Genomic DNA, 11,541 nt, shown 5'->3' with positions numbered 1-11,541 from the left:
GATCAGACATACACAAGGAGGTAGTTGTAATGGCTATTGAATGGGTAAAAGAAGGCAATTACGAAGATATTATTTATTCAACATACAATGGTATCGCAAAAATTTCGATTAACCGTCCTGAAGTACATAACGCATTCCGTCCAAAAACGGTAATGGAGTTAATCAACGCTTTTGCACATGCTCGTGATGATGCAAATGTTGGCGTTATCATTTTAACAGGTGAAGGTGGACGTGCATTCTGTTCTGGCGGCGACCAAAAAGTTCGCGGTCATGGTGGATATGTAGGTGACGACCAAATCCCACGTCTAAACGTATTAGACTTACAACGTCTAATTCGCGCAATTCCTAAACCAGTTATCGCAATGGTAGCAGGTTATGCAATCGGTGGTGGACATGTACTTCATATCGTATGTGACTTAACAATCGCTGCAGACAACGCTGTATTCGGACAAACAGGTCCTAAAGTAGGAAGCTTTGACGGTGGATACGGAGCTGGTTACTTAGCTCGTATGGTAGGCCACAAGAAAGCTCGTGAAATTTGGTACCTATGCCGTCAATATAGTGCTGGGGAAGCGCTTGATATGGGCTTAGTAAACACAGTAGTACCATTAGAAGAGCTTGAAGCAGAAACAGTACAATGGGCACAAGAAATCTTAGCAAACAGCCCAATGGCACTTCGTTTCCTAAAAGCTGCATTCAACGCAGACACAGACGGTCTAGCTGGTATTCAACAACTAGCTGGAGATGCAACGTTATTGTACTACACAACTGACGAAGCAAAAGAAGGTCGCGACGCGTTCAAAGAAAAACGCAGTCCGGACTTCGGTCAATTCCCTCGTTTCCCTTGATGAAACCAAAAGCGAAAGCGGCTTGCTTAGAACAAAAGGGCGTTGGAACTCCTGACGTAGAGGCGCTTTTTGCCTCGTAGGAAGGCGTGAAACGACCGACTGTTCTAGCCGCTGTAGCTAGATGAGATCAACCGGAAACAAAACAACTAAGAGACTTGATGTCATATCAGGTCTCTTTCTTTCATGAAAGGAGAATGAGTAATGGAGACGATGCCTAATTGGTTAATACAGCGTGCATTTTTAACACCAGATCGCACTGCAATTGAAATAGAGGAAGAGAAAGTTACTTTCGTGCAGCTACATGAAAAAGTAGTATCTGTTTGTGAGCACCTCACGCATGTTGGAGTGAAGCGAGGGCAAAAGGTGGCTGTTCTGATGAAAAATGGTATGGAGATGATTACAGTTATTCACGCCCTATCTTACGTAGGTGCAGTAGCTGTACTTCTAAATACACGTCTTTCAAGAGAAGAGCTACTTTGGCAAATGGATGATGCTGAAGTTGTTTGTTTAGTGACGGATCAACAGTTTGATGCTAATGATGTTCCTGTATATTCATTTGCTGAAGTGATGCATGGACTGAAGGTAGAAGCCTCTATACAAGAAGAATTTTCTTTAGAAGAAGCGATGACAATTATTTATACGTCTGGGACGACAGGAAAACCGAAAGGCGTTATTTTAACGTACGGAAATCATTGGGCAAGCGCGGTTGGTTCTTCGCTTAATTTAGGTCTTCGTGATGATGATTGTTGGTTAGCTTGTATGCCGATGTTCCATGTTGGTGGGCTATCTCTTTTAATGAAAAATATTATGTACGGTATGCGCATTTTACTCGTTCCGAAATATGATGCTGATTTTATTCACAACGCACTTCAAACGAGGGACGTTACGATTATTTCTGTCGTATCAAAAATGTTAACAGATTTATTAGAGAGACTTGGAGAAGGGACATATCCAGCTTCTTTACGATGCATGTTACTTGGCGGAGGACCCGCGCCGAAACCGCTATTAGAAACGTGTGTGGAAAAAGGAATCCCTGTGTATCAAACGTATGGTATGACAGAAACGTCTTCTCAAATTTGTACGTTATCAGCAGATTACATGTTAACGAAAGTTGGCTCGGCTGGAAAACCATTATTCCAGTGCCAACTTCGTATTGAAAAAGACGGCGTAGTAGTGCCGCCACATGCGGAAGGCGAAATTGTAGTAAAAGGACCGAACGTAACAGGCGGTTATTTTAACCGTGAAGATGCGACGCGTGAGACAATTCAAAACGGATGGCTTCATACGGGTGACCTCGGTTATCTAGATGAAGAAGGATTTTTATACGTATTAGACCGCCGCAGCGATTTAATTATTTCTGGCGGAGAGAATATATACCCAGCTCAAATTGAAGAAGTGTTACTCTCTCATCCGGCAATAGCGGAAGCCGGTGTTGTTGGTATGTCTGATGATAAATGGGGACAAGTACCAGCTGCTTTTGTTGTGAAAAGCGGGGCGGTAACAGAAGAAGAAATTCTTCATTTTTGCGAGGAGAAATTAGCGAAATATAAAGTGCCGAGGAAAGCATGTTTCTTAGAGGAATTACCACGTAACGCTTCGAAAAAATTGTTAAGACGAGAGTTAAGACAATTAGTGGAGGAGATGTAGTGGAAATAAAAAAAGCGAAACTGTATATAACGGAAATGCCACTCGTAATCCCGTTTGCTGCGAGCTACGGGACTTACGAAAAGCGTGAGAGTATTGTTATTGAATTAGAGGATACAGACGGGTACATTGGATTTGGGGAAGTCGTTGCATTTTCTGAACCGTGGTATACGGAAGAAACGGTGAAGACAGCACTACATGTACTGCAAGACTTTTTGTTACCTGATTTATTAAAGGCTGAAATTTCTCATCCGAATGAGGTGCCGAGTTTGTTTCAACATATCAAAAGAAACCGGATGGCGAAGGCTGGAATAGAAGGGGCTGTTTGGGGTTTATATGCGAAGCGTCAAAAGAAATCGCTAGCGACAGTTCTTGGCGGAACTAGCACTGAAATTGAAGTCGGCGTTGTAATAGGGATCAATACAATTCCGGTTATGTTAAAACAAATAGAGAAGTACGCGGAAGAAGGATACGAGCGTTTTAAAGTGAAAATAAAGCCAGAGCATGATTACGAATTATTGAAAGAGATTCGTAAAGAGTTTCCGCATATCCCGCTAATGGCAGATGCGAATTCAGCGTATACATTAGCGGATACGGAGAGGCTGAAACGACTAGATGAATTCCAATTAATGATGATTGAACAACCGTTAGCGGATTACGATTTTCTTGATCATGCACAGTTGCAAAAGAAAATTGAAACGCCGATTTGTTTAGATGAAAGTATTCATAGTTTTGAAGACGTGCGCGTTGCGATCACGCTTGGCAGCTGCCAAATTGTGAACATTAAACCAGGGCGAGTGGGCGGATTAACAGAATCTATTCAAATCCATAATTATTGCATGGAGCATAATATCCCTGTTTGGTGCGGCGGTATGGTAGAGATGGGGATTTCACGAGCGCAAAATGTCGCTCTTGCCTCATTGCCTAACTTTACGATTCCAGGCGATATATCTGCTTCTAGTAGACATTGGGAGAGGGATATTATTTCACCGGAAGTGATGCTTGGGGGTGGGAAAGTAATGGTGCCGCAAAGTGTTGAAGCTGAGTATGAAGTAGATCGTGGAAGGCTGACGGAAATCACGAAGCAGCGAATTGTTTTTGAACGGTAAAGGAGAGCTTCCTTAGGCTGCCCGCAAATAGCGAGAGGATTTTGTCGTTAATTGTCGGTAAGTCGATATATTTCAATAATCGCTGATATAATTTGAGTTACGGTCGATATAATTGAAAAATCGCTGATATAATTTTATTTACCAAGGTTACTTTAACGAGTAGCCTTTTCGTATTGTACAAATTGGATAGACTAGTTTACAATCTAGCGTATAAAAATGGAATGAAAAAGGGGGAGTAAAATGAAGCGCATTTCAATTTTAATAGCTGATGATGAGGCGGAAATTGCTGACTTAATTGAGATACATTTAGAAAAAGAAGGGTACCATGTTGTGAAAGCAGCGGATGGGGAAGAGGCGGTTCATATTATTGAAACGCAGCCAATCGACTTGGTAGTTTTAGATATTATGATGCCGAAAATGGATGGTTATGAGGTGACGCGTCAAATTCGCGCGAAACATCATATGCCGATTATTTTTTTAAGCGCGAAAACTTCGGACTTTGATAAGGTGACAGGTCTTGTACTAGGTGCGGATGATTATATGACGAAGCCTTTCACACCAATAGAATTAGTTGCACGTGTAAATGCACAACTGCGTAGGTTTTTTACGTTAAATCAACCGAAAGTAGCGGAGAGCAAATCTGCTTTAGAAATAGGCGGAGTCGTAATTAATCCCGAGCGCAGGACGGTTGATGTGTATGGTGAGCAAATTGAATTAACGCCGAAAGAGTTCGATATTTTATATTTATTAGCGAGTCATCCGAAGAAAGTGTACAATGTGGAAAATATTTTTCAGCACGTATGGGCAGACGATTATTATGAAGGTGGAAATACAGTAATGGTACATATTCGTACTTTGCGGAAGAAACTTGGAGAAGATAAAAGAAAGGATAAATTAATAAAAACAGTATGGGGAGTAGGTTATACTTTCAATGGCTAATATGATGAAAAGTTTTCGATTTAAAATGATTGCCTTATTTGCGTTAAGTATGGTGCTTGCAGCAACTGTAACTTATATAATTTATAAAGGATTGCAGCTGTATTATAAAACAATGGTTCGCTACGAAGAGCCTTTAGCGCAATTTAGGTCAATGGTAAGGGAATTTGGAGACATTAACTTCTTTTTAATTTTCTTTATTCCGTTATCTGTTATCTTTTTCTTCTTTTTGACAAAACCGTATTTAAAATACTTTGATGAAATTTCTAATGGGATTCATCATCTTGCGAACGGTAATTTTACGAATAAAGTTCAAGTTTCATCAAATGATGAGTTTGGAAATATCGCGCGCGAAATAAATGTTGCGAGTGAAAAGTTAAAAGAAGCTGTGGAAAGAGGAGACTTTGCAGAAAGTAGTAAAGATCAGCTTGTTGTGAATTTAGCTCATGATTTAAGAACACCATTAACATCCGTGTTAGGATATTTAGATTTAATTCTTAAAGATGAAAATTTAACAAAAGAACAAATTAAACATTTCTCCACAATTGCATATACAAAATCGCAAAGACTGGAAAGTTTAATTGATGAGCTATTTGAAATTACACGTATGAATTATGGCATGCTAAAGCTGGATAAAAAGCCGATTGATATAAGTGAGTTGCTTATACAGTTAGAGGAGGAATTGTATCCGTTATTAGAAAAACATCATTTAGAAGCTAGATTGAACGTGGCTCCTCATTTACCGATGCACGGTGATGGAAAATTGTTAGCTAGAGTATTTGAAAACTTGTTAACAAATGCCGTTCGTTACGGGTATGATGGACAATTTGTTGATATGAATGGGTATGTTGATAATGGAGAAGTTGTCGTACAAATTATGAATTACGGAGATAGCATCCCGGAAGAAGATTTACCGTATCTTTTTGATATGTTCTATACAGGTGATAAAGCAAGAACTGAGAACCGTGGCGGGACAGGCCTTGGACTATTTATTGCGAAAAATATTGTCGAGCAACATAACGGTACGATTTCTGCTGAGAGCAATGTAGTTAGAACGATATTTGAAGTACGATTGCCAAAAGACGAGAATGTAACAATTTAATAAAAATTTAAACTTTACCCCACTTTTTATTTTAATAGTTTTTTCTATTCTATACGTAAGTTACGTTAAGGAGGAACTAGAAATGAAAAAGTGGGTATTTATTTCTTTTTTTATAGCATGCACAGTATGTGTAGGCGTTTATATATCACCGTTATTTCAAAAGGGAATCGATGTTAAAATTGTCGGAAAAGATGAGCTAGTAAAGGCGGCAAACACCGAGGGGAAAGAGATTACGAAGGAACAAATTTATAAGGGCGATTTATTATTAGTTAACAGGGATTATCCAGTAAAAAAAGATAGTATTAGGTCTGATATTATAAATGTAAATCATAATAGTGAATTAGTGAGAGGCTATGTAATATTTGATAGAAATCTTCGTTCATCAAAGGATGTTATGAAAAAGTTTTTGAACGTTGTCGATGCGGCTGGCAAAGAAAGTGTTAACCATTTTTTGATTAGTAGTGGCTATAGAGATTTCCAAGAGCAAAAACAGCTATATGAAAAAATGGGATCTGATTATGCACTTCCAGCAGGATACAGTGAACATAATTTAGGATTATCACTGGACATTGGGTCTACTCAAAAGAAAATGGAGAAAGCGCCTGAAGGAAAATGGATTGAAGAGAACGTATGGAAGCATGGCTTTGTATTACGTTATCCGAAAAATAAAAGTCATATTACAGGCATTCAATATGAGCCGTGGCATATACGTTATGTCGGATTACCTCATAGTGCGATTATGCAAAAAAAGAATTTCACACTAGAGGAATATTTAGAGTTTTTAAAAGAGGAAAAAGAGATTTCAACTGAAGTAGAAGGTAAGAAATATACTGTTTCTTATTATAAAGTTTCTGGGAATATGAAAGTGAATGTTCCAGCAAATAAGCAGTATGAAATTTCCGGGAACAATATGGATGGGGTTATTGTGACGGTTCAGGAATAGAGAAAAAGGCTGTGCCATTTGGGACAGCCTTTTCTTATATAAGAAAGAAATTGACGTTTTTTGTCGGTAAATCGATATTCCTTGTCGAATCGTTGATATAATTTCCTATACTATCAACATTTTGGAGGAGCATCTTTTTATTTACTTTTAAACATTATAACGTTATATTTACTTCACCCTTTTTTTGTGTTACGCTAAACGTGTGAAAGAGATATAAAAATGAAACTTTAATGTAAGCGTATTCTTATGGCTTCTTATAGAAAAGGGTGGAAATACAATGACAGAACGATTCGTACTACGTAATGTAAAACGTGTGAACGGGGAAGAGATTGACATTGTAATTGAAAATAATAAAATCGCACAAGTGACGAAAGCTGGTGCTGGCGAAGGTGGAAAGGTTCTTGATTACTCTGGTACTTACGTATCGAGTGGCTGGATTGATTTGCACGTTCACGCTTTTCCAGAATTTGATCCGTATGGCGATGAGGTGGATGAAATTGGCGTTAAGCAAGGGGTAACGACGATTGTTGATGCGGGTAGTTGCGGTGCTGATCGCATTGCAGATTTAGTACAAAGTAGAGAGCAGGCAAAAACGAATTTATTTGCCTTTTTAAATATTTCTCGCATCGGTTTGAAACGAATTGATGAATTATCCAAAATGGAATGGATAGATAAAGAGAAAGTAATAGAAGCAGTAGAAAAGTATAAAGATGTAATCGTTGGGTTAAAGGCGAGAATGAGTAAAAGTGTCGTTTGTGATAGTGGAATTGAACCGCTTCATGTTGCACGCTCTTTATCCCATAAAACATCATTACCAATTATGGTACATATCGGTTCAGCACCTCCTCGCATAGAGGAAGTTGTACCTCTTTTAGAAAAAGATGATGTCATTACACATTATTTAAACGGGAAAGAAAATAATTTATTTGATGAAGAAGGCAAACCGCTATCTGTGTTATTAGATGCAGTGAAGCGCGGTGTTCATTTAGATGTTGGTCACGGTAATGCTAGTTTTTCTTTTAAAGTAGCAGAAGCGGCGAAGCGTCACGGTATTGCCTTTAATACAATTAGTACAGACATTTACCGGAAGAATCGTATACACGGTCCAGTGTATAGTATGGCTCACGTTCTTTCGAAATTCCTTTACTTAGGGTATCCGCTAGAAGAAGTAATTGATGCGGTGACGAAACATGCGGCAGAGTGGCTGAAAAAACCAGAGCTTGGCCGTATTCAAGAAGGCGATATTGCAAACTTAACTTTATTTACGGTGAAAGATGAGAAGGTTACGTTAATTGATTCAGAAGGGGATCAGCGCATTGCTGAAAGAAGAATTGATACGAAAGGGGTTGTAATCAATGGGTCATTCATTGAATGCTAAGTACGGATTAAAAAGAGTGATTAATGCGAGCGGTAGAATGAGTATTTTAGGTGTATCCGCTCCTACAGATACAGTTATGGATGCGATGAAATATGGTGGACAAAATTATGTGGAAATTGCTGATTTAGTAGATAAAGCGGGAGACCATATTGCGAGAATTCTAGATTCAGAGGCAGCGGTCGTTGTAAATTCAGCATCGAGCGGAATTGCACTTTCTATCGCTGGTATCGTTACAGAAGGAAACCGTCGTAAAAGTGAAAGACTTCATCAAGAAGTCATCGCGAAAAACGAAGTGATTATGTTAAAAGGTCATAACGTTCAATATGGTGCTCCTGTTGAAACGATGATTTATTTAGGCGGCGGTAAGCTTGTTGAAGTGGGTTACGCAAATGAAGGGAAAGTAGAGCATATTGAAGATGCGATTGGTGAAAATACAGCAGCGATTCTATATGTGAAATCCCATCATGCCGTGCAAAAAAATATGATTTCTGTTGAAGAAGCATGGGAAGTTGCGCAGCGAAATAACGTACCACTTATCGTCGATGCGGCAGCTGAAGAGGATATTCAAAAGTATGTAAAGTATTCAGACCTTGCCATTTATAGCGGTTCAAAGGCAATTGAAGGACCTACTTCTGGTATTGTTGGCGGTAAACGAAAATATATCGAGTGGCTGAAAGTGCAATTACATTGCATTGGAAGAAGTATGAAAGTTGGGAAAGAAACGACTTTCGGTTTACTTCAAGCGCTTGATGAGTACGGAGTAAAAGAAGATGAGAGCCAGCAAGAAAAAGAGTTATTACAAGTACTTATGCCGCTAAAAGAATTAAATGGTGTAAATGTAACGATCGTTCAAGATGAAGCAGGAAGAGCAATCTTTAGAGCGCGTATTCATATTAACGAGAAAGAGTTAAATAAATCAGCAAAAGACGTTGTAACAGCATTACGCGAAGGGGAAATCGCAATTTACACACGTGATTATGGAGTAAGACAAGGATTCTTTGACATTGACCCACGTCCACTTCAAGGTGATGACATACATGTAATTGAAGAAAAAATGAGAGAAATCGTAGGGGGAAACTAAAATGACAAACATTCAAAAACGTTTTTATAAAGGCCGTGTAGCATTAAATGTATTAGCAAACAATATCCGAAATGCAAAAGACATTTTTGAAGCGGCAGAAGGTTATGTAGTAGTGGGAGTGTTATCAAAAGACTATCCAACAGTAGAAGAAGCAGTAACTGCAATGAAAGCATACGGAAAAGAAATTGATGACGCTGTATCAATCGGACTAGGAGCAGGAGATAATCGTCAAGCGGCAGTTGTAGCTGAAATTGCGAAGCATTATCCTGGTAGTCATATTAACCAAGTGTTCCCTTCAGTTGGAGCGACACGTGCAAACCTTGGCGGAAAAGATAGCTGGATTAATAGTTTAGTATCACCAACAGGAAAAGTAGGGTACGTAAATATTTCTACTGGTCCAATTAGTGCAGCTGGAGAAGAAAAAGCAATCGTTCCAATTAAAACAGCAATCGCACTTGTACGTGATATGGGCGGAAATTCATTGAAATACTTCCCAATGAAAGGATTAGCGCATGAAGAAGAATATCGCGCAGTTGCGAAAGCATGTGCGGAAGAAGGCTTTGCATTAGAGCCAACAGGCGGAATTGATAAAGAAAACTTTGAAACAATTGTACGTATCGCATTAGAGGCAAATGTAGAGCAAGTTATCCCGCACGTGTACTCTTCTATTATTGATAAAGAAACTGGTAATACGAAAACAGAAGATGTTCGTGAGTTATTAGCGGTAGTGAAGAAGCTAGTTGATCAATATGCGTAAGAAAATTGCAGCATTCGGCGAAGTAATGATGCGCCTGCAAGTACCTGGATATGAATTGTTGTCGCAAGCTAACACGTTAAATTACTCATTTTCAGGTACAGGTGTGAACGTTGCAGCGGCACTTTCTCACTTAGGGCATGAAGGGCTTCTTATTTCAACTTTACCGGAAAATTCGGTCGGAGATGCAGCTTTATCTTACATTCAAAAGTTAGGGATTCAAACGTCTCTTGTTTCAAGAGGCGGTAAATATGTAGGTATGTATTTTTTAGAAAATGGATTCGGTGCACGTGCAAGCCGCGTTACGTATTCGAATCGATTAGAAAGTAGCTTCAATACGGCGTCTGAAGAGATGTACCAATTTGAAGAAATTGCTAAGGAAATTGATATCGTTCATTTTTGCGGTATTACACTTGCGATGAATGATACGGTGCGCCATCATATGAAGTCTTTAGCGAGAGCAGTTAAAGAAAACGGAGGAACCGTCGTTTTTGATTGCAATTATCGTCCATCTCTTTGGGGAGAAGACGGATATGAGCAGGCGAAACCGCATTATGAAGAAATGCTGGGACTTGCTGATATCGTTATGATGAACGAAAAAGATGCAATGTTTGTTTTAGGAATGAAAACCGAAGAAACGGAGCGAGAGGCGCAACTTGTTGATCTTATTCCAAAGGTAGCTGAAACGTATCATATCGCTACAATCGCTGGTACTCATCGCTCTATTAACAGTGATAATACACATTCGCTTCGCGGGTTTATATGTAAAGATGGTGCGTTCACTTTTGCAAAAACACTTACGTTTTCTGTATATGATAGAATAGGTGCTGGAGATGCTTATACGAGCGGAATTATTCATGGCGAGATAAAAGAGTTCGCACCAGAGAAAGCTGTTTCATTTGCGTCAGCAGCTGGAATGCTAGCACATACAATCGTCGGTGATACGCCAATGTCATCAGAGAAAGATATACTTCGGACAATGACGGCATCAGTAGGTGATGTAGAAAGGTAGTGGGTGTAACAGTGAACGTAACGAGAAAAAAAGGACCATTATATTTACAAATAAAAAATATTATTCGTGATCGAATATTGCATGGTGTATATGCGATTCATACGAATATTCCTTCAGAACCGCAATTAGAGGAAGAGTTCAAAGTTAGTAAGATTACAGTACGAAATGCCATTAAAGAGCTCGCTCAAGAAGGATACTTGGAAAAGAAAAGTGGTAAAGGAACGAAAGTCATCCGTAATACTTCTGCGACAAAGTTGTCAAAGGGTAAGAAATTTACAGAAGTGTTAGTGGAAGAAGGATATAAAGTACAGAAGAAATTGCTGAAAGCAGAAATCGTTCATAATGAAGAAGGAACGGTACCATTTCGATTATTCGGTAAGGAGAGTTTTCGTATCGAACGTTTATATACGTTAAATGATGCACCGTACATTCATTATACGCACTATTTCTCAGCACACATGGCAAGTACAGATTTATCGGACTTTGATTTACAATCGCTTTACGATTTAGTTGAGGACCGAGGTATACATTTAGAAAACTTCAGAGATGAATTCGCAGTTGGACTCGCGCCTAGTTTTGTTGCAGAAGCGTTAGGCGAAAAAGAGGGGACAGCGTTATTAAAGCGTATGCGCTATTCTTACGATGAAGTTGGCGAAGTAATTGAATATAGCGAAGGCTACTACAATACAGAAATGCAGCATTATGTAGTGAATTATGACGTATAAAAGGAGGGT

11 protein-coding genes are annotated in these 11,541 nt (G+C 39.1%); all 11 read left to right on the top strand.

Translation table 11 applies throughout. From position 1 onward, the window contains the following. Nucleotides 1-29: 29 nt before the first annotated feature. The gene (gene menB / locus MHI26_RS25000; protein ID WP_000963887.1) at nt 30-848 is read left to right on the top strand and encodes a 1,4-dihydroxy-2-naphthoyl-CoA synthase; all 819 of its coding nucleotides are present in this window, start codon (nt 30-32) and stop codon (nt 846-848) included. A gap of 201 nt (nt 849-1,049) precedes the next feature. Next, nucleotides 1,050-2,495, top strand: a complete 1,446-nt coding sequence (locus MHI26_RS24995) for an o-succinylbenzoate--CoA ligase (protein WP_000449532.1) — start codon at nt 1,050-1,052, stop codon at nt 2,493-2,495. Further along, on the top strand, nt 2,495-3,601 hold the full coding sequence (gene menC, locus MHI26_RS24990; RefSeq protein WP_000403259.1) for an o-succinylbenzoate synthase: 1,107 nt from the start codon (nt 2,495-2,497) through the stop codon (nt 3,599-3,601). The genes MHI26_RS24995 and menC overlap by 1 nt, the downstream gene beginning before the upstream one ends. Nucleotides 3,602-3,841: 240 nt before the next feature. Continuing rightward, complete coding sequence (locus MHI26_RS24985) at nt 3,842-4,540, top strand: response regulator transcription factor (protein WP_000822510.1); 699 nt, start codon at nt 3,842-3,844, stop codon at nt 4,538-4,540. Continuing rightward, a complete protein-coding gene (locus MHI26_RS24980) occupies nt 4,533-5,639 on the top strand; it encodes a sensor histidine kinase (protein WP_000002608.1) in 1,107 nt (368 codons plus the stop codon). The genes MHI26_RS24985 and MHI26_RS24980 overlap by 8 nt, the downstream gene beginning before the upstream one ends. Nucleotides 5,640-5,721: 82 nt before the next feature. Next, a complete protein-coding gene (locus tag MHI26_RS24975) occupies nt 5,722-6,582 on the top strand; it encodes a M15 family metallopeptidase (RefSeq protein ID WP_061667097.1) in 861 nt (286 codons plus the stop codon). 277 nt (nt 6,583-6,859) lie between these two features. Continuing rightward, a complete protein-coding gene (locus MHI26_RS24970) occupies nt 6,860-7,960 on the top strand; it encodes an amidohydrolase/deacetylase family metallohydrolase (protein ID WP_000139963.1) in 1,101 nt (366 codons plus the stop codon). Beyond that, nucleotides 7,938-9,041 (top strand): DgaE family pyridoxal phosphate-dependent ammonia lyase, encoded by a 1,104-nt coding sequence (locus MHI26_RS24965; protein WP_000510123.1) that lies wholly within the window; start codon nt 7,938-7,940, stop codon nt 9,039-9,041. Before MHI26_RS24970 ends, MHI26_RS24965 begins: the two co-directional genes overlap by 23 nt. Nucleotide 9,042: 1 nt before the next feature. Further along, complete coding sequence (gene dagF, locus MHI26_RS24960; RefSeq protein WP_000181936.1) at nt 9,043-9,798, top strand: 2-dehydro-3-deoxy-phosphogluconate aldolase; 756 nt, start codon at nt 9,043-9,045, stop codon at nt 9,796-9,798. Continuing rightward, nucleotides 9,791-10,807 (top strand): sugar kinase, encoded by a 1,017-nt coding sequence (locus MHI26_RS24955; RefSeq protein ID WP_001227502.1) that lies wholly within the window; start codon nt 9,791-9,793, stop codon nt 10,805-10,807. The genes dagF and MHI26_RS24955 overlap by 8 nt, the downstream gene beginning before the upstream one ends. Beyond that, nucleotides 10,807-11,532 (top strand): GntR family transcriptional regulator, encoded by a 726-nt coding sequence (locus MHI26_RS24950; RefSeq protein ID WP_000539264.1) that lies wholly within the window; start codon nt 10,807-10,809, stop codon nt 11,530-11,532. The genes MHI26_RS24955 and MHI26_RS24950 overlap by 1 nt, the downstream gene beginning before the upstream one ends. Nucleotides 11,533-11,541 lie beyond the last annotated feature (9 nt).

Origin of the sequence: Bacillus sp. FSL K6-1218 (genome assembly GCF_038006445.1) — a bacterium.
Lineage (GTDB): Bacteria > Bacillota > Bacilli > Bacillales > Bacillaceae_G > Bacillus_A > Bacillus_A thuringiensis_S.
The sequence above is the reverse complement of the archived record's forward strand: the minus strand, read 5'-3'. Positions and strand labels throughout refer to the sequence as shown.

Excerpts from the sequence above, each read along its gene's own strand:
- MHI26_RS24985 (WP_000822510.1), top strand. The coding sequence starts at position 3,842 with ATGAAGCGCATTTCAATTTTAATAGCTGATGATGAGGCGGAAATTGCT.
- MHI26_RS24970 (WP_000139963.1), top strand. The coding sequence starts at position 6,860 with ATGACAGAACGATTCGTACTACGTAATGTAAAACGTGTGAACGGGGAA.
- MHI26_RS24980 (WP_000002608.1), top strand. The coding sequence starts at position 4,533 with ATGGCTAATATGATGAAAAGTTTTCGATTTAAAATGATTGCCTTATTT.
- MHI26_RS24995 (WP_000449532.1), top strand. The coding sequence starts at position 1,050 with ATGGAGACGATGCCTAATTGGTTAATACAGCGTGCATTTTTAACACCA.
- MHI26_RS24965 (WP_000510123.1), top strand. The coding sequence starts at position 7,938 with ATGGGTCATTCATTGAATGCTAAGTACGGATTAAAAAGAGTGATTAAT.
- dagF (WP_000181936.1), top strand. The coding sequence starts at position 9,043 with ATGACAAACATTCAAAAACGTTTTTATAAAGGCCGTGTAGCATTAAAT.
- menB (WP_000963887.1), top strand. The coding sequence starts at position 30 with ATGGCTATTGAATGGGTAAAAGAAGGCAATTACGAAGATATTATTTAT.
- MHI26_RS24975 (WP_061667097.1), top strand. The coding sequence starts at position 5,722 with ATGAAAAAGTGGGTATTTATTTCTTTTTTTATAGCATGCACAGTATGT.
- MHI26_RS24955 (WP_001227502.1), top strand. The coding sequence starts at position 9,791 with ATGCGTAAGAAAATTGCAGCATTCGGCGAAGTAATGATGCGCCTGCAA.